The following is a 22,146-nucleotide window of genomic DNA, read 5'->3' on the forward strand; positions in this document are numbered from 1 at the left end:
ATCAGAGTAGCCCGCTGCGTTCGAGGATGCCGCGGATGGCCGCGGTCTCGGACTCGTTCAGCGATGTCATGGGCGCGGACATCACGTTGGTTTCGATGACGCCCAGCAGCATCAGGGCGGTCTTGAACGCACCCAGCCCGGCCGCACCGGGGGAGACCCGGCCGGGGGTGGGCGTGTAAACAATGTCGAAGAGCCCGGCGAGGCGGTCCTGGACCCGTGCGGCCTCGGCAAAGTCACCGGCCTTCGCGGCTGAGTAAAGGGCCGCGTAGCCGGCCGGGTCCACGTTGCCCAGGCCCGGCACCACGCCGGCGGCGCCGCCCAGCAGGGCGCCGTCCACCACTACCTCGTGGCCGGTGAAGACGGCGAAGTCCGGCAGGCCGCGGGTCGCCAGCAGCAGCTGGCGGAAGGAAACGTCGTCGCCGGAGGAGTCCTTCACACCGGCCAGCACGCCGTCCTGGGCCAGCTGCACCAGCAGCGGCAGCGGCAGCTTGTAATGGGTGCGGACGGGAACGTCGTAGGCGAACAGCGGCACGTCCAGCGCGGCATGCAGGGAGCGGAAGTGGGTGTCGGTTTCGGCCATGTCGGAGATGGCGTAGAACTGCGACGTCGCCACGATGGCGTCTGCGCCCAGGCCCACCAGGCGGCGACCTTCCTCGATGGTGCGGGCCGTGGTCTGCTCGCAGGCACCGGCGATCACGGGGACTTCACCCGCGTTGACGCCGGCCACTGTGCGGATGACCGTGTCCCGCTCGTCGTTGGTGAGGTAGGGGACCTCACCGGAGGAACCGAGGATAAAAAGCCCGGTGACGCCGCCGTCGAGCAGGTATTTGGTCAGCTTTTCCAGCGACGCCGTGTCAACGGCGCCGTCCGCCGTGCGGGGCGTGACGACCGGCGGGATGACGCCGTGGAAGCTGGGCTTGGATGCGTGTGACAAGTGGTTCTCCAGTGCTTGGTTCTAGTTCTAGACGTGCAAAAGGCTGGGAGCCGCGCCGAGCAGGCTCTTGGTGTAGTCGTTGGTGGGCCGGTCAAAGACCTCGGCGGCCGGGCCCTCCTCGACGATCCGTCCGTAGTACATGACGCAGATGCGGTCGGAGACGTAGCGGACGGTCTGGATGTCATGGGAAATGAAAACCATGCCCAGGTTGAGTTCCCGCTTCAGGTCTGAGAGCAGGTTCAGCACCTGCGCGCGGACCGAAACGTCCAGGGCCGACGTCGGTTCATCGGCCACGATCACGGACGGATCCAGGGCCAGGGCCCGGGCGATCGCGACGCGCTGCCGCTGCCCGCCGGACACCTGGTGCGGGGTGACCTCCGCGGCGGACTGCGGCAGCCCGACCAGGCTGAGCAGCTCCTTGACCCGGGCCGTGCGGGACGCCTGGGTGCCGATGCCGTGGACCTGCAGCGGATCGGTAAGGATGTCCTGGATGGTCATGCGCGGGTTCAGCGCAGTGGCCGGGTCCTGGAAGACGACGCCGACGGCGCGGCCGAAGGTCTTCTTCGAAGAGGAGGCCCGCGTGCTGACCTTCTGGCCGTTGAACAGTACTTCACCTGCCGTGGGCTCCTGCAGGCCCACCAGCACGGAGGCCAGGGTGGACTTGCCGCAGCCGGATTCACCCACGATGCCCACGGTTTCCCCGCGGCGCACGGTGAAGTCCACCCCGTCCACGGCCTTGACGATGTTCGGGCGGAACAGCGAGCCGGTGCGGGCCCGGTGATGGACCTTGATGCCCTTCAGCTCCAGGACGGGGGCGGTGCTGTTTTCCGTGCTCATGCTTCCTGCCTTGTGCTTGTGCCGGATTCCACCAGGTCCTGTGAACCGGCGGTTTCGTGGCTGGCCCAGTAGTGCGTGCTGTCCCCAACCTGGACGAATTCAAGGACCTGGTTCGGATCGGCGTCGGGCCGCAGCGAACGTTCAGCGAACCTGTCGCCCGCCGCGAAATCCCGGGGCGAGGGAACAGTGCCCTGGATCTGGTGCAGGCGTTCGGCGCCGGCCTCGATGGAGAGCACCGCACCGAGCAGGCCGCGGGTGTATTCGTGCCGGGGGTCCTGCAGCAGGTCCGAGACGTCGCCGGATTCAACCACCTGCCCGGCGTACATCACCGTGACGCGGTGCGCCAGGGACGCCACCAGCGCCAGGTCGTGGCTGACGAACACCATGGCGAAGCCAAGCTGCTCACGCAGTTCGTTCAGCAGGTCCACCACCTGTTTCTGCACGGTCACATCCAGCGCTGTTGTCGGTTCATCCGCCACCACGATCTTCGGCGAACGGGAGAGCGCCATGGCAATGAGCACGCGCTGGCGCTGGCCGCCGGAGAGCTCATGCGGGTAGCTCTTGAGCGTGCGGTCCGGGTCCAGCTTCACCAGTTCCAGCAGTTCGCGGGGGCTCTTGCGGCCGCCGCGGCGGGTGAGCTGGGCCATCTGGTCCTTGATGAGCATGGACGGGTTCAGGGAGCTGAGGGCGTCCTGGTAGACCATGGCGATCTGCTCGCCGCGCAGGCCCTTGTAGAGCCGGTCGCGTTCCTTCGGAACGTTGGTGAGCAGCTCCTTGCCGTTGAACCGGATGGAACCGCTGAGCTGCGCGGTGCGGGGGAGCAGGCCCATGATGGCAAGCGACGTGATGGACTTGCCGCAGCCGGATTCGCCGACCAGGCCCATGGTCTCGCCTTCGCGGACGGTGAAGCTGACCCGGTCCACAATGGCGGTGTCGCCGTAGCGTTCCGGGAAACGGATGGAGAGGTCCTTCACTTCCAGGATTACCGGCGCATCCGCTGCCACGGCGGGCAGGCGGTCCGTGCGGGAAGCCTCGACGGCGGCAAGCCGGTCCAGCTCCACAGCGAGGGCTTCGAGCGAGCCGGGTTTGTGGACGTTCGCGCCCACGGACGGTGCGCCGGCGCCGGAATCCGGTGCGGCGCCGTCGTGCTCCGTCAGCGAGGTGCCGGCAGCGTCCAGGGTGGAAGGCTGGGCGGGGGTGGCAACGGCGCCGACAGCAGCGGGAGCCTGCGCGCGCGGCTTGCGGCTGCGCGGGTTGACCATGGCGTCTGTAAGGCCCTCGGCCAGGATGTTCAGAGCCAGCACGGTCAGCAGGATGGTGATGCCGCCGAAGGTGGTGGGCCACCAGGCACCGCTGAAGACCACATTGCGGCCGTCGGCCATGACGTTGCCCCAGGAGGCTGCGGGCTGCTGCACGCCTGCACCCAGGAACGAGAGCGACGCTTCCAGGATGATCGCGTCGGCGACCATCACGGTGGCGAAGACCAGCACCGGGGCGGCGCAGTTGCGGGCAATGTGCTTGAGCAGGATGTAGGTGCGGCCGGCGCCGATCACGCGTTCGGCACGGACGTAGTCCTCGCCGTACTGGGCGAGCACGTTGGCGCGGACCACGCGGGCCAGCTGCGGCGTGTAGACAATGGCGATCGCCAGGATCAGCACCGGAACGGTGGAGCCGAACAGGTTCAGCGAGTGGTCCCGCAGCGCGAACAGCAGGGCAGCTGCCAGTGCGATGCCGGGGAAGGCCATCAGAATGTCCAGGATGCGCATCACCGTCTCGCTGACGGCTTTGCGGGAGGTCGCGGCGATGGCACCCAGGATCGAGCCGAGGACCAGGGCCAGGGCAACGGCGCCAAGGCCGATCGCGATTGAAACGCGGGCGCCGTACAGCAGGCGGGAGAACACGTCATAGCTGGACCCGTCGGTACCGAAGAGGTGTTCGCCGCCGGGCGGGAGCACGGGTGCGCTGGATTCGTTCTCCCCGAAGGGTGCGAAGAACGGCCCGACGATGGCCACCAGGACAATGAAGCCCAGGAAGCCCAGCGCCAGTTTGGAACTGAGGTTCAGGGAAGTAAAGCGGGCTCCGGTATTGCTGAGCCGCTCGGCCAGTGAGTTGCGCATGGTTACACCGTCCGGATTCGGGGGTTGATGGCCAGGTAGAGCAGGTCAACCACGATGTTGACCAGGACGAAAGCGACGGCGATGGTGAGCACCGCGCCCTGCACGAGGTTGGTGTCCGACGTCGTCAGGCCCACCACGATCAGGTCGCCCATGCCGTTGAGGCTGAAGATTTTTTCGATGACGACGGCGCCGCCGAGCAGGTAACCCACGCGCAGTCCCAGCACGGTAACCGGGGTGACCAGGGCATTGCGGAGCACGTTGCGAGCGACCACGGTGCGGTAGGGCACGCCGTTTCCGATGGCGGTGCGGACGTAATCACGGTCCAGTTCCTCCACCATGGAGGTGCGCACCACCCGGATCAGGGAGGCGGAGACCGGAATGCCCAGCGCCAGGGCAGGCAGGGCCATGGAGTAGAGCCAGCCGACGAAACCGTACTCGTCTGCCCAGGCCAGGCCGCCGGTGGGGAAGATGGAACCTTCGGGCAGGGCGAACCACTGGATCAGCAGAATGGCGAGCCAGAAGGACGGGGTGGCGATCGCCGCGATGGAGAAGATGCGGATGGCCTGGTCCGGCCAGCGGTCGCGGTACAGGGCGGCGGTGATGCCGAGCGTCAGGGCCAGCACCACGGCGAGCAGGATGCCCAGGAAGGTGAGCTGCAGGGTCACCGGGAACGCCGAGGCGATCTTGGTGGCGACGGATTCTTCCGGCGGGTTGGTGACCCCGAAGTCGAGGCGGATCACGCCGCCCAGGTAGCGGAAGAACTGGACCACCAGGGATTCGTTGAGCCCGCGTTCCTCACGCCAGGCGTCCTTGGCGTCTTCGGTGGCGTTTTCACCCAGGACGGCGGTGGCACGGTCGGCGGGGATCACGGACAGCACAACGAAGACCATCACCGTGACGCCCAGGAGCATGATCGGCAGGACAGCAAGCCGGCGCCCTAGCAGGCGGATAAACATTGTCACTCAAGCACTCCAATGCGGGGGAATAAAGCAGGCGGGGCGCCCGGGAGGCACCCCGCCGAGGATGTGCTGTCTCCAGCAGTTACTTTCGGCCGACGCCGACGAAGGAGACGCCGGTAGTGGGCAGCGGCGCGAACCCGTCCAGGGCATTGGCGTCCCACGCGGTGGGCAGCTTGCGGTGGAACAGCGGGTAGAGCGGAACCTCTTCCGAAACAACGTCCACTACGTCGGCGTGGATGGCCTTGGCTTTCTCCGGGTCCAGCTTCACGGCCTCGTCCAGCTTCGCCTGGACATCGGCGTACTCAGGCGTGGTGTTCCAGCCCGCGCGGTTCTCCATCCAGGTGGCCCCGCGGTAGAACCAGCTGAGCAGGATGTCGCCGTCGTTGCCGAAGACCGAGGGGTCGCCCGGGGCGCAGAGCACGTCGAAGTTCTTTCCGCCCACCTTTTCGGGTGCGTAGACGGCAGCGGACTGGAGGATTTCCAGGGTGGTGCTGACGCCGATGGCGTCCCAGTATTCCTTGATCAGCGGCACCACGCGGGTCACCCAGCCGGTGTCGGTGGAGGTCAGGGTGATAGTGATGTTCTCCATCCCGGCTTCCTTGAGCAGCGACTTGGCCTTCTCGGCGTCGTAGCCGTAGACGGCCGCGGCTTCGCTGTAGGAGGGGTGGCCCTTCTGGAAGTAGGAGGTGGCTGCGGAAGCATTGCCCAGCAGGGCCTTGGTGATGACGGCTTCGGTGTCGATTGCGTAGTGCAGGGCCTGCCGGACGCGCTTGTCGGTGAACTTGGCGCAGTTGAACATCAGGAACAGCAGGCCGAAGGACTGGACGGATTCAACCTCAACCTTGGTCGCCAGCTGGTCCACGTCCAGGTAGGGAACATCCTCGATCACCTGGGTGCGGGAAGGAACGGAGGCCACGCGGGCGGCCGGGTCGGCCAGGAGCAGCCACGTCATGTCAGCAACCCGGGCCGGGTACTTGCCGTTGTAGTCGTCGAACTTCTTGAAGACGATCCGGTCTTCCTTGACGGCGGAAACCAGGCTGTACGGGCCGGAACCGACCGGCTTCAGGTCGAAGCCGGCGGGGTCGGCGGTGACCACTGACTTCGGGACGATCTTGATGACCGAGATGCGCGGGCTGAATCCGGGGAACGGGTACTTCAGCTTGAACTCGACGGTGGTGTCATCCTTGGCGCTCACCGTGTCAATGAAGGGGATGAATCCTGCGAAGAGTGACTTGTTCGCCGGATCCAGCACGCGCTCGAAGGAGAAGACAACGTCCTCGGTGGTTACCGGATCCCCGTTGTGGAACTTCGCGCCGTCGCGGAGCTTCACTTCCCAGGTGGTGTCATCGATCTTCGCCGGCTCTGCTGCCGCCAGGGCGAGGTACGGTTCGCGGGTGGCAGGGTGCAGTTCGGTCAGGCCCTCGAAGATGTGCAGGTTCGCCGCCTGCGGTGTTGCACCCGTGGAAATCATCGGGTCGAAGCCGGTGGAGAGCTGGTAGGAGATACCGGCTTCGATGGAACCGGTGCCCTCGGCTGCGGCAGCGGTGCCGGCCGGAGCGGGGCTTCCGCCGGGGCTGCAGGCAGAAATCGTGCCTGCGAAAGCGGCGGCGGCACCCATGACGCCAGCCAGCTTGAGGAAATTGCGGCGGCTTGAATCGTTCAGCAGGCCGCTGGTTTCAAGAGAATTGTTCATCTGTTGCCTCGCCATCCATGTCACTTATCGGACGTAGGATGTCCGATGCTTGTTCCGAGAACTGTAAGGTTCCTCACATAAGAACGTCAAGCGATCTCAAGACTCTCTTTTGCAACTCTGTCCTAAAGATAGGACATCCTATAACCTGTGGTGCTATCGGCTAAGTTTTATTCCATAGCCCGTCTATTCGCCTTCCCAGGAGGACTTATGAGCCTGCCTCATGCTTCACTGCCGCCGGCGCGGTTCAGTGCCCAGAACCGCTCGAGGGCCCTGCAGGCTGAAATCATGGAACTCATCCTGGAGCGCGACCTCAAGGCGGGAGATGCCCTTCCCACCGAGGCGGAGCTGGCCGCGGCACTGGGAATCGGCAGGAATACGCTGCGTGAAGCGCTCAAGGTCCTGCAGGCCCTGGGAGTGGTGGAGATCCGGCACGGTTTCGGGATGTTCGTTGCCCCGGCCAACTTCGATGCGCTGGCAGACGGCCTGACGTTCCGGGGGCGGCTCTCGCTTCGGCACGAGGGCAAGGAAGCACTCCAGCTGGTGGACGTGCGGCAGGCGCTGGAGGCAGGCCTCATCGGCGAAGCCATGGACCTCTGGACTCCTGAGCACCTGGAGGAGATTGAAGCTACGGTCCAGGAAATGGAAGCCGCGGCCGCCGATGGAAAGACCTTCACCGAGGTGGATGAGCGCTACCACTACCAACTTTTCGAGCCCCTGGGCAACGAACTGCTCTCAAACCTGATGTCTGTCTTCTGGCAGGTCTACCGCAAGATCCATCTGGAGCTCGGCGGAGATCCGCTGGTCAACCTGCAGGAGAACGCCGCCGTGCACCGGGGAATCCTGGAAGCGGTCAAGGCGGGGGACAAGGAACTGGCCTCTGAGCGGCTCCGCCGGCACTTTGACGGTATCCGTGCCCAGCTGGCGAAACTGCGTGACGCGTGAGGGCCGGCACCGTGAACCGTCCCGCCGCTCCACTGGTGCGGAACCTGGAACCCCAGGACATAGGCCCGGCCGCCGCAGTGCTGGTGCTGGCTGCGCTGAACGCGCGCCGGGATCCGGTCATAGGCGTTGCCACCGGATCATCGCCTTCTCCGCTCTACGATGCGCTGTCGGCCAGCGGCGCGGACTTTACCCGTGCCGCCTGGTTTGCGCTGGATGAGTATGTGGGGCTGCCCCCGGGGCACCCGGAAAGTTACGCCGAGGTGCTGCGGCGGGAGATTATCGGGCCCCTGGGGCTGGACCCGAAGACCGTGCACCTTCCGGACCCCCATCGGGAGGACCTCCAGGCCGCCTGTGACGATTACGAGCGCAGGATCGCGGCAGCCGGGGGGATCGACCTGCAGATCCTGGGCATCGGACGCAACGGCCACCTGGCGTTCAATGAACCGGGCGGGGCACTGGACTCCCGCACCAGGGTAGAAGTACTGACCGAGGACACCCGACGTGCCAACCAGCGGTTCTTCGACTCCCTCGACAGTGTGCCGACCCGCTGCCTGACCCAGGGCCTGGGCACCATTCTCGAAGCCGGGCAGCTGCTGCTCATCGCCCAGGGGGAAGACAAAGCCCCTGCGCTGCGCGCAGCACTGCACGGGCCCGTGAGCCCGGAGTGTCCCGCGTCCGTCCTGCAGCTGCACGGCCGGGTCACGGTCCTGGCCGACGCAGCAGCCGCATCCCTCCTCTAGCCGAAGGGCCATCCATATGACGGTCACGAATCCTGTCCCGTCCTCCGCCGACCACCCACGCCTGGTGCTCCGGGGTGCCGCAGTTCTCGAGACGCTGCTTCCGGATGCCGCAGTGGTGCTCGACGGCGGCGTGGTCACCTATGCAGGTCCCTCCGGCGGTCTGGCACCTGCTCCGGCAGACGACGTCGTGGATCTCGCTCCGGGGCAGGTCATGGTTCCGGGGCTGGTGGACCTGCACTGCCACGGAGCCTTCGGCGTCGACTTTTCCCGCGCGGACGCCGCAGCGATCCGCGGTGCAGTTGCCAGGCTGCACGCTGCCGGAAGCACCACTCTGATGGCGAGCCTGGTCACCGATGAACCTGAAGTCCTGCTGCGGCAGGTGGCGCTGCTCGCCGGGCTGGCCGAGGAGGGCCTGATAGCGGGCATCCATTTGGAAGGTCCGTTCCTGTCTGAAGTCCGCTGCGGGGCCCAGGATCCGCGCTGGCTGCTTGCGCCGGACCTTGAGCTTGCGGAGGCATTGATTCGGGCCGGGCGTGGCTGGCTGCGCACCATGACCTATGCGCCGGAGCTTCCCGGCGCGGACGCCCTGGTGGAACTGCTTGCCGGGCACGGCGTGACCCCTTCCCTGGGGCATACCGCCTGCACGGCCGAACAGGCGCACGAATCCCTGGTCAGGGCGCGGCAGCTGCTTGCCGCATCCGGGCAGTCCGGTGCCCGGCCCACGGTCACGCACCTGTTCAATGGAATGGATCCGATGCACCACCGGGCACCCGGGGCCGTTTCGGCCTGCCTGCGCGCTGCCAAGGCGGGCAACGCCGCCGTCGAGCTCATCGCGGACAACACGCACCTGGACCCCTACCTGGTGGCGACCATGTTCGATCTCCTCGGGGCCGGAAACATCGCCCTGGTTACCGATTCGATGGCAGCAGCCGGCCTGGCTGACGGACAGTACCGGCTGGGTCCGGCCGAAGTCCTGGTCCAGGACGGCGTAGCCCGGCTGGTATCCACGGGCTCGATTGCCGGCGGAACTGCGGCGATGGTGGACCTGGTCCGGAACTCCGTGGGCGCCGGGGTTCCCCTGGCGGACGCCGTCATCTCTGCCGCTCCCGTGCCGGCCGGAGTGCTGGGCCGCGGGCAGGAGCTGGGGTCGCTGGTTCCCGGAGCTTCCGCTGATCTGATCGTGCTGGATCAGGCGCTGGTACCTGTTCGGGTGATGCGCCGGGGCAGCTGGCTTTCCTAGCCGCCGCTGGCTTTCCTAGCCCCGGCGGACATCCCGGCGGTTAGCTGAGCCGCTCGGTGAGGCGGACGGTGACCGTGTCTCCGATGTCCTTGCCCAGCTTTTTGCGCAGCTTGGCGCTGATCGAAAGCATGTGACCGCCCTGTCCGGTGGGCATAAGGCCGCCGCGCACAGGTTCGTTGTCTACGGTGGCTGCGACCTTCACGGTCTTTCCGGTCCCGAAGAACTCGGCCGATCCCGGCATTTCCACACAGGACCAGACATCTCCTTTGACCTTCACTCCGATCGGGGCGGTGAAGGTGTGGTCTAGCGGGCCCGGGACTGTCGCCATGCGTGTTCTCCTCTTGAGGTCCGGCGTCGCTGCCGGTCCGTTCACCCTATCGGGTTCGGGTGGGTAGAGGAACGGGAGGAGGTTTGCCGATGGCTGTCTGGGCCGCGCGGTTATTTGCCCGAGGCATCGATCCGGTAGAGCAGGACAGCTCCGTCTCCTGACAACCCGTCCAGGACTGCCCCGTTCGCTTCTAGGGTCCGCTGTGATGCCGTGTTGCCGGACAAGCAGGTGGCCAGGACATGATCCAGTCCCAGCCCTTGAGCTTCCCTGAGTATCCGGCCAACCGCCCAGGTGGCCACACCCCGTCCGCGGGCAGATGGTCTGATTCCGTATCCGATGTGCCCCGCCCTTGAGATCAACGGGTGTCCTGAGTGCCGCAGTGCGATGCCTCCGAGTACCTGCGGGCCATCGATGATCCACCGGTAGCTGCACTGACTATCCGCAGTGAGACGTGCCAGCCATGCCGTAAATCCCGAAGGGGAGATCACCTCATCACCGGGGGCGATGCCGAAGCCATCCTCGTGCAGGCCTGGTCCCCACTCCCCATGTGCTTCCAGCCAAGAACCGTGCAGGTCTGCGGTGGGCGTGATCAACCGGAGCATGCCGGAACTCTATCGGTCGTGCTCCTAGGATGGTCAGATGCCAACGAGTTCCCGCCACATTGCCAGCAGTGACGGCACCACAATCTCCTACATGGTGTTCACCGGAGAGGCTCCTGCCGTGGTTCTTCTCCATGGGCTGGCGGGGAGCAGCCGTGAATTGCTGGATACCGCCCAGGCCCTGTCCGGCCGTGAAGTCATCCTGATTGACCAGCGCGGACATGGGATGAGCACCCGCACTCCAGCTGATACCTCGCGTGAGGCGTTCATGGACGATGTTCTGCGGGTGGTCGCGGCTGAGGGGCACCGCGAGGTCGATCTGGTGGGCCATTCCATGGGAGCGCACACCGCGATGCTCGTGGCTGCGGCCCGGCCGGAACTGGTGCGCCGTCTGGTGTTGCTGGAGTGCGGTGCCGGGGGTATGCCTGCCGGCGAGGCGGAATCGGTGGCCAAATTCTTCCGGTCCTGGAACGTCCCGTTTGCTTCTAAGGACTCCGCCCGCTCCGTCCTCGGAGAGGGTCCGCTGCCGGATGCGTGGATAGCAGACCTTGAGGATCGCGGAGATGGACTCTACCCGCGCTTCCAGGCGGAGGTGATGGCACGAACTCTCGCCGGCCTCATGGCGCCGCGGTGGGAGGAATGGCAGAGCATCACCGTTCCGGTGCTGGCGGTGTTCGCCGAACACGGAATGTTCAGTGAGGAAGAGAAACGTCTCTTTGTCGCCTCCGGAAACGATGTTTCCCGCGCGGATCTGACCGGGGGCTCACACGATGCGCACCTCGATGCGTTTCACCGGTGGGCGGACGTCCTGCGCTCCTTCATCGCCGTTGGGTGAGCGCAACACGGGCATGACAGCGGCCCGGCGGCCAGGTGCCTGAAGCACCTGCCGCCGGGCCGCCGTCGTACGTTTTGCTACTTCTTGGCCGGAACCAGTTCCGGGTGGTGGATGGCAGCCACCTGCGGGTGGGCGCGGAGCCAGCCCTTCAGGACATTGGCGCCGTAGGAAGCCAGCATCGGGTTCTGCGGGTCATCAGAGATGCCGCGGGACTGGGCAGCCAGGGCCGGGGGCAGCTGCACCGGATCAATGACTGAATCCAGGCGCGGGGACCAGAAGAACGGAATGGCATAGCGGTCGACGCCGGGCGGCGGGGCCTGCACACGGTGAATGGTCGCGGAGAGGTAGCCCTGGGTGGCGACTTCCAGCATCTCGCCCAGGTTCACGACCAGCGCACCGGGGATCGGCTCAACCGGAATAAACTCGTCGGATTCGTGCGGCTTGACCTCCAGGCCGCCCACCTCGTCCTGCAGCAGCAGGGTCACAAAACCGTAGTCAGCGTGGGCACCAACACCCTGGGTGCCGGCTTCCTTCACGACGCCGCCCACGTAGTGGATGAGCTTGGCCATCCAGGCAGGGGTGCCCTCGAACGGTTCGGTGAAGTGGTCCTCCGGCAGCTCCAGCGAAACGGAGATGGCCGCGAGCAGTTCGGCACCGACCTCGCTCATCAGTTCGGCCCACTCCATGGACGTCTCGCGCAGTTCCGGCAGCACGGTGTCCGGGAAAAGGTTGGGTCCCTGCACCAGCCAGTACGGCTGGTCTGCGGGGTAGTCGGCCACGGGCTCGCGCTCCGGACCGAAGTCGACCTGCTCGCGGGCATCGGGGCGCCCCTGGGTCAGCTCGGTGCCCAGCCGGGTGTAGCCGCGGAAGTGCGGGGACTTGCGGTTGTCCAGCTCAAGGCGGTCCTCAAGCGGCAGGTCGAAGAAGCGCTTGGTGACATCGAAAAGGTCCTTGACGCGTTCCTCGCCTGCACCGTAGCCGACCAGCTGGAAGAACCCGATCTTGTGGGTCGCTTCGCGGAGCTTGTCGATGAATTCGGTGTTGAAGGTGCCGTCCGCGTTGCGGGCCGTGCTGAGGTCCAGGACAGGAATCGATGTGGGGTTATCGCTCATTCCGGAAACGTAGCACCGGGCCCTGTCAACTGGGAACCAAATGTTACGCAACATGGCGTCATTCGGCTCTGACCTGTGGTTTTGCCGTGTTGCGCGTGGGGCGTGGCGTAATAAAGGCGGTTTGGGGCGCTCCTGCCCGGGAGCGGGGTATGCCGTGGCTGCTCGTCCCCGGTTCTCCCGGGCCAACCTTCGGGGAGTTGCCGTCCCTTAGTGCCGCTTCAGCCCAACCTTCGGGGAGTTGCAGGCCTTCCAGAGCACGCAGAACGGCGATACCTCCCCGAAGGTTCCCGGAAACCCCCTCGAAACTGCGAGACCTCCCCGAAGGTTCCGCCTGCGCCTAGCCCACGGTCGAGTCGTCCGCGGCTTCGACGGCAGCCATCTGCGTCCACCGGCGCAGGAACGCCTCACCGGCGTCGTCGTGGATTCGTTCCCCTGCGGTGAGCACCGGATACGGCTTGGCAGGCACGCCGTCGGCCGGCCGGACGTCCACATGCGCGACGTCGTAGCCCAGCGCATGCAGCTCATCGGCCATTGCATAGTCGGTCCGTGAATCCCCAACTGTCCGCCAGGTCCGGGGCACAGGGGTTCCGGCGTCCTGGAGCAGCGCCAGTGCGCGCCGGGCGCCGAGGTCCTTGCCCACACCCAGGGCTTCGATGTCCGTGGAGATGATGGTGGGGTCGATCCGGTAATCAATCGAGTCGTCGGAGTCCGGGGCATGGTGGTCCAGCCGGCACACGCCCATGTCGAACCGGGACATCAGTTCCAGCGCATCGGCGTCGAACTGCTTCTGCTCGGCCAGGTAGTCGGCGTTGTCCACGTCGACGTTCTGTTCCACGGAAACCATGGACCGCTTGGTCTCGTCGAAGAACATGTGGCCGGTGTACTTTTCCGCCACCAGGTCCCGCACCGCGGACGCGTACGACGCCGGCAGGGCCAGTTCCTCATCCACGCTCACCGTGCCCGGCCCGGACCCGTTAAAGGAGAACCAGGCGCCGCCCTTCTCGCAGATGGCATGCAGTGTCACGTCCACCGGCAGCCCGGCGGCGATCATCGGCTCCATCACCTGCGTGCGGATGAACTCATCGGAGCGTCCGGTGTTGAAGACCACCGGCCAGCCGGCCGAAGCGAGGGCAACCAGGTGTCCGATAACGGCGGGGGAGACGGTCCGGGTCAGCGGGGACGCCACCGGGCCGTCGACGTCGAGCAGCAGGCCAAAACGCGCAGAAGTCATGCTTAAGTATCCCCGGACCAGCACGGGAACCGTATCCGGCCCCGATCCGCGTAATCCTGCGGCTGCTGCCGGGGAGTCCTGTTTCCTTGGATGCGGAACTTCTCTACTCTGGATTAGTGATCTTCAAAGCTGTTGGCGATGTGCGCCCCTACCCCGACCACGGATACGTAACACCCAAGGACTGGGCAGCGGTACCTCCCCGGCAGGTCCGGCTGGACGAACTGGTGACCACCAAGGCCACCCTTGACCTCGGCGCTCTGCTGGCTGAGGACTCGACCTTCTTTGGAGACCTTTTCCCGCACGTAGTGCAATGGAGGGGCACCATGTACCTGGAAGACGGACTGCACCGAGCGGTCAGGACAGCTTTGCACCAGCGGACCATACTGCACGCCCGCGTGCTGGTAATCGATGACTAACGAGCCCCCTCGAGGGCAGCGCAGGGAAGCCGGGAGCGACCCCACCGAGTGGCACGGCCACCGGATTGTGACGGAGCAGGACCTTGGTGCCGTCTTTGATGAAGACGGCGACGACGCGGCCGAGCTCCGCGCCAAGCGCAAGCGCAGGTTCCACGGCGTGGTGCTGGGCGTACTGATTGGACTGCTGGTCCTTGCGGCAGTGGTTGCGCAGGGAATCAGCGCGGGATGGATCAGCCTTCCCCGGCCGGAGGCACGGCCGGCGGTGGAATCAGGGTGCCCGGCAGGACCGTATTTGTACCAGTCGCCGGAGACGGTGACGGTGAACGTCTACAACACAACCGCCACCCCCGGCCTGGCAGGCCAGGTGGCTGAGGCACTGAAAACCCGCGGATTCTCCATTGGAGTGGTGGGCAACAGCACGGTGAACCGTGAAGGAATGACGGCCATCATCCTGTCCGGGCCCGACGGCGAATCGGGCGCGTTCACGATGCAGCAGCAGATCCCGGACACCCAGTACATCCAGGACGACCGCGACGACGCGTCAGTGGACGTGGTCATCGGCTCCGGGTACAGCAACCTGGTTCCCGTCGAACAGGCCCAGGCCGCTGCGCCCGGGCCGATCACCTGCCCGTGGAAGAGCAGCGAACCCTCCGAAAACGCGGAAGCAGGCTAGCAGCCGCTGCCGTCGACGGCGCAGGCACCGCTTTCGGGGACGATGGGCTGCAGCGGCTGGCGGCTTTCGGCCCAGGCCTGTGAGAGCGCCTGGCTGAATACCTCTTCGGGCTGCGCCCCGGAAATGCCGTATTTGCGGTCCAGCACAAAGAACGGCACCCCGCTGACTCCCAGGGCACGGGCTTCGGCGATGTCCGCGTTCACTGAATCGGTGTACTCGCTGCCCGCAAGGACGCTGCGCACGGTTTCGGGGTCCAGCCCGGAACCGGCACCGATCTTGGCCAGCACATCGGGGCTGGAAATATCCTGCCCCCGCTCAAAGTGGGCTGCGAGCAGCGCTTCCTTGACGTCCGCAGCTGCTTCGGCGCCGCGCAGGTCCCGGGCAAGGTGGATGAGCCGGTGCGCGGTGAACGTGTTTGCGACCTTCAGCTCATCAAACCGGTAGTCCAGGCCTACGCCTGCGGCCTGGGCGGTAACGTGGTCCAGCATTCCTGAAACCTGGGCCGGGTCCATGCCCTTGACCTTGCTCAGGTACTCGACTTCCGAGCCCTCGAAGCGCTCGGGCAGCGTGGGATCAAGCTGGTAGCTGCGCCAGCGGACTTCCACGTCTCCCGCGTGATCGAAGCGGGACAGGGCAGCTTCAAAGCGCCGCTTGCCAATGAAACACCAGGGGCATCCGATATCGGACCAGATTTCTACCAACACAACTTCGGCAACAACGGTGTCCGGGAGTTCTATTCCCCGCGGTTCCGGCGCCGCCACCGTTTCCCGCGCCCGGTTCCTGTGGCATGATCCCGGGCATGAGAATCACCAGGCAGGTACTCGTCCTAGATGCACCGGACCTCAACGTTGAAAGCACGTTCTGGGCTTCGCTGCTCGGCGGAACAGCCGTTGAAGCAGACGAGGACTGGCAGAGCATCCAGGTGGACGGGGAGAAAGTGCTCGCCATCCAGCTGGCGCCGGACCACATCCGGCCGCAGTGGCCGGACGGCCAGCCGCAGCAGATGCACCTTGACCTCCACGTCGAGGACCTGCCTGCGGCTCATGCCGAAGCGCTGTCGCTGGGCGCTGAGCTGCTGCAGGCGTCCCCGGACCGGGACGCTCCCACGGGGTTCCAGGTCTATGCGGATCCGGCAGGGCACCCGTTCTGCCTGTGCTGGGGCGAAGGCTAGCTGCGCGAGCCAGCTTCCGCCGTCGTGCCTTTACCGGCTCCGGTCTCATCAACCAGCTCCGCGCGCTCCCGGCCGGTGCCGCGGACCCAGATCCGGTAGGCCACAAAGAGGAAGCCGATCCACACCACGCCCACGATCAGCGCGACGCGGGTATCCGGCATGATGCCCAGCAGCACGACAATAAAGACCATGAACGCCAGCGCCGCGTAGGAGGCAACCGGCCAGAACGGCACGCCGAATTCCGACGCCGGCAGGGACCTGCGCTTGATCTCCCGCTTCATGGCGATGTGGGAGAGCAGGATCATCAGCCACACCCATACGGTGGCGAACGTGGCAATGGAGGCGATGAGCAGGAACAGGGACTCGGGCAGTACTGCGTTGAGCACGACGCCGACCAGCAGGACGGCGGCCATGACCGCCACGGTCATCCACGGCACGCCGCGGCGGGAAATTCGGGCGAATGCTGCCGGCGCCTGGCCCTGCTGGGCGAGGGAGAACATCATGCGCCCGGCGCCGAAGGTGTCTGAGTTGATCGCTGAGAGAGCGGCCGTAATGACGACGGCGTTGAGGATATGCGCGGCGGCCGGGATGCCCAGGGAGTCGAAGATCTGCACAAACGGGCTGGTTTCCCCGTCGATCTGCTCCCACGGGAAGATCATCATCAGCACGGAGAGGGCACCTACGTAGAAGAGCAGGATGCGCACCGGCACGGTGTTCACGGCAGCGGGGATGGCCTTCTTGGGGTTCTCCGCTTCACCGGCGGTAATGCCGATGGTCTCGATGCCGCCGAAGGCGAACATCACCACGGCGAAGGACGCCAGCAGCCCCCAGAACCCGTTGGCGAAGAACCCGCCGGAGCCCAGCAGGGTATCCAGGCCGGGGTTGGCTGCGCCTTCAAGGCCAAACCCGAAGACGATGATCGCCGCGCCGCCGGCAATCATGGCAATGATCGCGGCCACCTTGATGATTGAGAGCCAGAACTCAGTCTCCCCGAACACCTTCACGCGCATGAGGTTCAGGGCGGCAATCAGGAGCACGACGGCGAGAATCCAGATCCAGCGCGGTACCTCCGGGAACCAGAAGCCCATATAGATGCCGAACGCCGTGACGTCCGCGATGGCCACGATCGCCATCTCGAAGGCGAACGTCCAGCCCGTGATGAACCCGGCGAACGGGCCGAGATAGCGGCTGGCGTACTGTCCGAAGGACCCGGAGACCGGATGCCGGACGGCCATTTCCCCCAGTGCGCGCATCACCAGGAAGACTGCGGCTCCGCCGATGATGTAGGCGAGCAGCACGGCTGGTCCGGCAGCCTGGATAGCTGCCGCGGAACCGTAGAACAGTCCCGTGCCGATCGCGGAGCCGAGTGCCATAAAGCGGATGTGCCGGACGTTCAGTCCGCGGGCCAGTGCGTGGCCGAAGGAAGACATGGAGAAACACCTTGAGCTGGGGGAGTAGCCGCAGCAGCGGCCTATCAATGCTACGCCTCCCAGCAGGCAGCGGCGTCGGGACGTGGCGCTGCCCACAAGTGCCGCTGCACGCACAGAAGCGGGGACCGGACGCTTTCGCATCCGGCCCCCGCCCTCGGTCCGGAAGTTAGGCAGCTGCCGCCGGTTCACGCGATTCGTGCAGGAACCGGGCGTAGGCCGGAACGGTCAGGAAGGTGGGGAACTGCTCGCCGCAGGCCACTTCCTCGAACAGCTCCAGGGCGTCGTCAAAGCGGTCGCCGTCGAAGCGTTCCAGCTTGGCGAACTCTTCTTCCATCAGTTCCTGGACCCAGTGGGGGGTCACCACGTCGCCCTCGTCCGTGACGGCGGAGGAGTGGATCCACTGCCACACCTGGGACCGGGAGATCTCCGCGGTGGCGGCGTCTTCCATCAGGTTGTTGATGGCAGCGGCGCCGTTGCCCCGCAGCCAGGACTCGATGTAACGGATGCCCACCTCGATGTTGCTGCGGATGCCGGCCTCAGTGATCACGCCCGGAGTCGCTGCGATGTTCAGCAGTTCCTTGTCGTTCGGGATGACGTCCTCGCGGGAACGGTCCAGCTGGTTCGGACGGTCGCCAAGTACGCCGTCGAACACCTCCATGGCCACGGCTACCAGGTCCGGGTGGGCAACCCAGGAGCCGTCGAAACCGTCGTTCGCCTCGCGGGTCTTGTCAGCGCGCACCCGCTCCATGGCGACGTCGTTCGCTGCCTTGTCCCGGCGGTTGGGGATGAAAGCGGCCATGCCGCCGATTGCGTGGGCGCCGCGGCGGTGGCAGGCCCGGACCAGCTGCTCGGTGTAGGAGCGCATAAACGGAGCGGTCATGGTCACCATGGAACGGTCCGGGAGGATGAAGCGCGGGCCGCGGGTGCGGAAGTTCTTGATCACGGAGAAGATGTAGTCCCAGCGGCCGGCGTTCAAACCGGCAGCGTGGTCCCGCAGCTCGTAGAGGATCTCTTCCATCTCGAAGGCTGCGGTGATGGTTTCGATCAGCACGGTGGCGCGGATGGTGCCCTGCGGGATGCCGAGCAGGTCCTGGGCCAGGATGAAGATGTCATTCCACAGGCGGGCTTCAAGGTGGTTCTCGATCTTCGGCAGGTAGAAGTACGGGCCGCGGCCTTCAGCGATCAGCCGGTGTGCGTTGTGGAAGAAGTAGAGGCCAAAGTCCACGATTCCGCCGGCGATCGGCGTGTTGTTCACCAGCATGTGCTTTTCCGGCAGGTGCCAGCCGCGCGGCCGCACCACAATGGTGGGCAGGTCCGTCAGGCGGGTGCCGGTGACCTTGTATTCCTTGCCCTCGGGGGAGGTGAAGCCGAGGCGGTTGTCCAGGGCGTCGCGCAGGTTCAGCTGGCCGTTGACCACGTTGGACCAGGACGGGGTGGAGGAATCCTCCATGTCCGCCAGCCATACCTTCGCGCCGGAGTTCAGGGCGTTGATGGTCATCTTGCGGTCCACGGGGCCGGTGATTTCCACCCGGCGGTCTTCCAAGCCAGGGGCGGTGGGAGCCACACGCCATGAGTCGTCCTCGCGGATGTGGCGGGTCTCGGGCAGGAACGACGGGTCGGCGCCGTTGGAGATCTTCTGCCGGCGGGCCTGGCGCTGCTGCAGCAGTTCCTGGCGGCGGGTGTGGGTTGCCTGGTGCAGCGCCTTGACGAAGTCCAGGGCCTGCGGGGTGAGGATCTCCTCCTGCCGGCGGACCGGCGAAGCGGTGAGGGAAATACCGTTCAGGGTGATGGGATCGTTCATGGCGTGCTCCTTGGCGTGTTTCAAAAGTTTGGGGTTCCCGCCCGCCCCATCGAGATAACAGAAAGTGCTCTTTTCGAGGCTCTAACGGGCAGTTTCTGCTATCTCGATGGGGAGGAAGGAGTGGTGCTGGTTAGTGGAACTGGGCGGTTTCGGTGGAGCCGGCCAGTGCCAGGGTGCTGCCCTCGGGGTTCAGGGCGGTGGCGATGGCGTCGAAGTAGCCGGTGCCGACTTCGCGCTGGTGACGGGTTGCGGTGTAGCCGCGGTCTTCGGCGCCGAACTCGCGCTCCTGCAGTTCCACGTAGGCGCTCATGCCGGACCGGGCGTAGCCGTGGGCCAGGTCGAACATGGAGTAGTTCAGGGCGTGGAAGCCGGCGAGGGTGATGAACTGGAACTTGAAGCCCATGGCACCGAGTTCGCGCTGGAACTTGGCGATGGTTTCATCGTCCAGGTGCTTCTTCCAGTTGAAGGACGGCGAGCAATTGTACGCCAGCATCTGGTCCGGGAACTCGGAGCGGACAGCTTCGGAGAACTTGCGGGCCATCTCGAGGTCAGGGGTGCCGGTCTCCATCCAGATCAGGTCTGAGTACGGAGCGTAAGCCTTGGCACGGGCGATGCAGGGCTCAATGCCGTTGCGGACCTTGTAGAAGCCTTCAGCCGTGCGCTCGCCAGTGATGAACTCCTGGTCCCGCTCGTCGACGTCGGACGTGATCAGGGTTGCGGCCTCGGCATCGGTGCGGGCGATCACCACGGTGGGTGTGTCTGCGACGTCGGCTGCCAGACGGGCAGCGTTAAGGGTGCGGATGTGCTGGCTGGTGGGGATCAGCACCTTGCCGCCAAGGTGGCCGCACTTCTTTTCCGACGCGAGCTGGTCCTCCCAGTGAACGCCCGAGGCGCCGGCCTGGATCATGGACTTCATCAGTTCGTAGGCGTTCAGCGGGCCGCCGAAGCCGGCTTCGGCGTCGGCCACGATCGGCACCAGGTAGTCATCCACGGACTGGATGCCTTCGGCGAACTCGATCTGGTCTGCGCGGAGCAGGGCGTTGTTGATGCGGCGGACGACGGTGGGAACCGAGTTTGCCGGGTAGAGCGACTGGTCCGGGTAGGTGTGGCCGGAATTGTTGGCGTCAGCGGCAACCTGCCAGCCGGAGAGGTAGATGGCCTTCAGTCCGGCCTTGACCTGCTGCACGGCCTGGTTGCCGGTCAGGGCGCCGAGTGCGTTGGTGTAGCCCTCGTCGCCGGCGTTGCGGAGCTGGTCCCACAGCTTCTCGGCGCCGCGGCGGGCCAGGGTGTGCTCTTCCTGGACGCGGCCACGGAGCTTGACGACGTCTTCGGCAGTGTAATCGCGCTCGATGCCGTCCCAGCGGGGATCGGTGGCCCAATCCTGGGCGAGCTGCTCTGCGGTGCGTGCTGTCTGTTCGTGGCTGGGTACCTGCGTCATTGCCTTACGTCTCCTAGGTTGCGGTGCGTTGCCGGCGGTGCGTGGATCCGGCATTTCCTTGCTGTGCAATCAACACTCGGGCAAAAACAACCCCCTTTCTAGTGGTTATCTATGGAAAGAAACGCAGTTCTTCGCTTATTGTGAATTTGTGACGAGCGCAACATGGAACCGGCCCATTTCAGCCGGCACAGCGAACGACGACGCCGCTGCCGGCTCTTCGCTCGATGTCATCTCCCTGGGCCGCCGGGTACGCCACCTGCGCAAGGCCAAAGGCATGACGCTCGATGACCTGGGTGCCGCCGTCGGGACCGTGGCATCACAGCTCTCGCTGATCGAAAACGGCAAGCGTGAGCCGAAACTTGGCCTGCTGCAGTCCCTGGCCAAGGCGCTGGACGTGAGTATCGACCAGCTGCTCGGCTCGGAGCCGCCCAGCCGGCGCGCGGCACTTGAAATCGAGCTGGAACGTGCCCAGCGCGGACCGCTGTACCAGTCCCTGGGCCTTCCGAAGGTTCGCATTTCTTCGCGTTTGCCCCTGGACGTGCTCGAATCACTGGTGGGTCTGCAGGCGGAACTGGAACGCCGGCTGAACGAGCAGGTGGCCACGCCGGAGGAAGCCCGCCGCGCCAACGGCGAGCTCCGGGCGATGATGCGGGAGCGGAACAACTACTTCCCGGAGTACGAACAGGCGGCACAGAAGGTCCTGGATTCGGTGGGGCATACCAACGGTCCGCTGTCCCAGCACGTTATTGCTGACATTGCCGCGCACCTGGGCTTTAGCCTGCACCACGTTTCCGACCTGCCGCATTCCACGCGCTCCGTGACGGACCTGAAGAACAAGCGGATTTACCTGACCCAGTCCCAGCGTTCCGAGCACGACCCGCGATCGGTGCTGCTGCAGGCGCTGGGCCACTACGTGCTGGATCACCAGACCCCGCGCAGCTACGGCGAGTTCCTCAGCCAACGGGTGGCCACTAATTACTTCGCCGCCGCGCTGCTGCTGCCGGAGAAGGCCACCGTGGAGTTCCTGCAGCGGGCCAAGGCTGCCAAGGAAATCGCCGTCGAGGACATCCGTGATGCCTTTGCCGTTTCCTACGAAACAGCGGCGCACCGCTTTACCAACCTGGCCACGGAGCACCTGGGCATCCGGACGCACTTCCAGAAGGTGCATGAGAGCGGCATTGTCTACAAGGCGTATGAGAACGACGGCGTGACGTTCCCTTCCGACCACACCGGTGCTATTGAGGGCCAGCCGATCTGCCGGTACTGGACCAGCCGCGAGGTGTTCTCAGTGCCGGACAAGTTCAGTGCATACAACCAGTACACCGACACCCCGGCCGGCACGTTCTGGTGCACCGCGCGCACCGAGCGCAGCTCCGGCGGCCTGTTCTCGCTGAGCATCGGCGTTCCGTACGCGCACGTGAAATGGTTTCGCGGCCGGGACACCACGGAGCGGTCCAAGTCCCGCTGCCCGGATCCGGACTGCTGCCGCACGCCGCCGGCAGAGCTGGCCACTGAATGGTCCGGCATGGCCTGGCCGAGTGCCCGGGCCCACTCGCACCTGCTGGCCGCCCTGCCGCCGGGCGCATTCCCCGGCGTGGATGAGACCGAGGTCTACAGCTTCCTTCAGTCGCACGCCGGGGACTGAGTGGC

At 65.7% G+C, this 22,146-nt stretch carries 21 protein-coding genes; 8 read left to right on the forward strand and 13 right to left on the reverse strand.

The window, feature by feature from the left end:
- Position 1: 1 nt before the first annotated feature.
- From ABFX29_RS12640 to ABFX29_RS12660, 5 genes are all read right to left on the reverse strand, one after another.
- On the reverse strand, positions 2 to 934 hold the full coding sequence (locus tag ABFX29_RS12640; RefSeq protein WP_152228984.1) for a dihydrodipicolinate synthase family protein: 933 nt from the start codon (positions 932 to 934) through the stop codon (positions 2 to 4).
- A 27-nt stretch (positions 935 to 961) separates the two neighbouring features.
- A complete protein-coding gene (locus ABFX29_RS12645) occupies positions 962 to 1,771 on the reverse strand; it encodes an ATP-binding cassette domain-containing protein (protein ID WP_152228983.1) in 810 nt (269 codons plus the stop codon).
- Positions 1,768 to 3,888 (reverse strand): dipeptide/oligopeptide/nickel ABC transporter permease/ATP-binding protein, encoded by a 2,121-nt coding sequence (locus ABFX29_RS12650; protein WP_152228982.1) that lies wholly within the window; start codon positions 3,886 to 3,888, stop codon positions 1,768 to 1,770. Before ABFX29_RS12650 ends, ABFX29_RS12645 begins: the two co-directional genes overlap by 4 nt.
- Before the next feature lie 2 nt (positions 3,889 to 3,890).
- The gene (locus ABFX29_RS12655; protein ID WP_152228981.1) at positions 3,891 to 4,850 is read right to left on the reverse strand and encodes an ABC transporter permease; all 960 of its coding nucleotides are present in this window, start codon (positions 4,848 to 4,850) and stop codon (positions 3,891 to 3,893) included.
- Positions 4,851 to 4,929: 79 nt separating this feature from the next.
- Positions 4,930 to 6,540 carry an ABC transporter substrate-binding protein gene (locus ABFX29_RS12660; RefSeq protein ID WP_200907666.1) on the reverse strand — a complete coding sequence of 537 codons (1,611 nt, stop codon included), beginning with the start codon at positions 6,538 to 6,540 and terminating at the stop codon, positions 4,930 to 4,932.
- Positions 6,541 to 6,747: 207 nt separating this feature from the next.
- On the opposite strand from ABFX29_RS12660, the gene ABFX29_RS12665 reads away from it, so the two are divergent.
- The 3 genes from ABFX29_RS12665 to ABFX29_RS12675 are packed head-to-tail and all read left to right on the forward strand — an operon-like array spanning position 6,748 to position 9,462.
- Positions 6,748 to 7,482 (forward strand): FadR/GntR family transcriptional regulator, encoded by a 735-nt coding sequence (locus tag ABFX29_RS12665; protein ID WP_152228980.1) that lies wholly within the window; start codon positions 6,748 to 6,750, stop codon positions 7,480 to 7,482.
- Positions 7,479 to 8,222, forward strand: coding sequence for a glucosamine-6-phosphate deaminase (locus ABFX29_RS12670; protein ID WP_235472151.1), 744 nt, complete (start codon positions 7,479 to 7,481; stop codon positions 8,220 to 8,222). Before ABFX29_RS12665 ends, ABFX29_RS12670 begins: the two co-directional genes overlap by 4 nt.
- A 16-nt stretch (positions 8,223 to 8,238) precedes the next feature.
- Positions 8,239 to 9,462: an N-acetylglucosamine-6-phosphate deacetylase gene (locus ABFX29_RS12675; RefSeq protein ID WP_055243144.1), complete on the forward strand. Its 1,224-nt coding sequence runs from the start codon at positions 8,239 to 8,241 to the stop codon at positions 9,460 to 9,462.
- Between the two features lie 40 nt (positions 9,463 to 9,502).
- Here ABFX29_RS12675 and ABFX29_RS12680 read toward each other — a convergent pair whose 3' ends face one another.
- Both ABFX29_RS12680 and ABFX29_RS12685 read right to left on the reverse strand, forming a co-directional pair.
- The gene (locus ABFX29_RS12680; RefSeq protein ID WP_055243146.1) at positions 9,503 to 9,790 is read right to left on the reverse strand and encodes a DUF1905 domain-containing protein; all 288 of its coding nucleotides are present in this window, start codon (positions 9,788 to 9,790) and stop codon (positions 9,503 to 9,505) included.
- A 110-nt stretch (positions 9,791 to 9,900) separates the two neighbouring features.
- Positions 9,901 to 10,392: a GNAT family N-acetyltransferase gene (locus ABFX29_RS12685; RefSeq protein ID WP_055243148.1), complete on the reverse strand. Its 492-nt coding sequence runs from the start codon at positions 10,390 to 10,392 to the stop codon at positions 9,901 to 9,903.
- Positions 10,393 to 10,429: 37 nt separating this feature from the next.
- Here ABFX29_RS12685 and ABFX29_RS12690 point away from each other — a divergent pair, with 37 nt between their 5' ends.
- Positions 10,430 to 11,224, forward strand: a complete 795-nt coding sequence (locus tag ABFX29_RS12690; protein WP_055243150.1) for an alpha/beta fold hydrolase — start codon at positions 10,430 to 10,432, stop codon at positions 11,222 to 11,224.
- Between the two features lie 77 nt (positions 11,225 to 11,301).
- On the opposite strand, the gene ABFX29_RS12695 is transcribed toward ABFX29_RS12690, so the two are convergent.
- Positions 11,302 to 12,336: an isopenicillin N synthase family dioxygenase gene (locus tag ABFX29_RS12695; RefSeq protein ID WP_055243152.1), complete on the reverse strand. Its 1,035-nt coding sequence runs from the start codon at positions 12,334 to 12,336 to the stop codon at positions 11,302 to 11,304.
- 337 nt (positions 12,337 to 12,673) lie between these two features.
- Positions 12,674 to 13,567 (reverse strand): Cof-type HAD-IIB family hydrolase, encoded by an 894-nt coding sequence (locus ABFX29_RS12700; protein WP_152228979.1) that lies wholly within the window; start codon positions 13,565 to 13,567, stop codon positions 12,674 to 12,676.
- 116 nt (positions 13,568 to 13,683) lie between these two features.
- Between ABFX29_RS12700 and ABFX29_RS12705 the strand changes: the two genes are divergently transcribed.
- Together ABFX29_RS12705 and ABFX29_RS12710 are read left to right on the forward strand one after the other, a co-directional pair.
- Entirely contained in the window at positions 13,684 to 13,983 is a 300-nt protein-coding gene (locus ABFX29_RS12705; RefSeq protein WP_066299736.1) for a type II toxin-antitoxin system VapB family antitoxin, read from the forward strand.
- On the forward strand, positions 13,976 to 14,656 hold the full coding sequence (locus tag ABFX29_RS12710) for a LytR C-terminal domain-containing protein (protein WP_152228978.1): 681 nt from the start codon (positions 13,976 to 13,978) through the stop codon (positions 14,654 to 14,656). The genes ABFX29_RS12705 and ABFX29_RS12710 overlap by 8 nt, the downstream gene beginning before the upstream one ends.
- On the opposite strand, the gene ABFX29_RS12715 is transcribed toward ABFX29_RS12710, so the two are convergent.
- Positions 14,653 to 15,360, reverse strand: coding sequence for a DsbA family oxidoreductase (locus ABFX29_RS12715; protein WP_152228977.1), 708 nt, complete (start codon positions 15,358 to 15,360; stop codon positions 14,653 to 14,655). The two genes, ABFX29_RS12710 and ABFX29_RS12715, sit on opposite strands and share 4 nt — an antisense overlap.
- Before the next feature lie 95 nt (positions 15,361 to 15,455).
- Here ABFX29_RS12715 and ABFX29_RS12720 point away from each other — a divergent pair, with 95 nt between their 5' ends.
- Complete coding sequence (locus ABFX29_RS12720) at positions 15,456 to 15,827, forward strand: VOC family protein (protein WP_152228976.1); 372 nt, start codon at positions 15,456 to 15,458, stop codon at positions 15,825 to 15,827.
- On the opposite strand, the gene ABFX29_RS12725 is transcribed toward ABFX29_RS12720, so the two are convergent.
- From ABFX29_RS12725 to aceA, 3 genes are all read right to left on the reverse strand, one after another.
- Complete coding sequence (locus tag ABFX29_RS12725; RefSeq protein WP_152228975.1) at positions 15,824 to 17,257, reverse strand: amino acid permease; 1,434 nt, start codon at positions 17,255 to 17,257, stop codon at positions 15,824 to 15,826. The two genes, ABFX29_RS12720 and ABFX29_RS12725, sit on opposite strands and share 4 nt — an antisense overlap.
- Positions 17,258 to 17,423: 166 nt before the next feature.
- Positions 17,424 to 19,058: a malate synthase A gene (gene aceB, locus ABFX29_RS12730; RefSeq protein ID WP_152228974.1), complete on the reverse strand. Its 1,635-nt coding sequence runs from the start codon at positions 19,056 to 19,058 to the stop codon at positions 17,424 to 17,426.
- 130 nt (positions 19,059 to 19,188) lie between these two features.
- Entirely contained in the window at positions 19,189 to 20,496 is a 1,308-nt protein-coding gene (gene aceA / locus ABFX29_RS12735; RefSeq protein ID WP_152228973.1) for an isocitrate lyase, read from the reverse strand.
- A 148-nt stretch (positions 20,497 to 20,644) separates the two neighbouring features.
- Between aceA and ABFX29_RS12740 the strand changes: the two genes are divergently transcribed.
- Entirely contained in the window at positions 20,645 to 22,141 is a 1,497-nt protein-coding gene (locus ABFX29_RS12740; RefSeq protein WP_211372414.1) for a helix-turn-helix transcriptional regulator, read from the forward strand.
- The last annotated feature ends 5 nt before the right edge of the window (positions 22,142 to 22,146 follow it).

The organism is Arthrobacter gandavensis (assembly GCF_039528575.1).
GTDB lineage: Bacteria > Actinomycetota > Actinomycetes > Actinomycetales > Micrococcaceae > Arthrobacter_B > Arthrobacter_B citreus_B.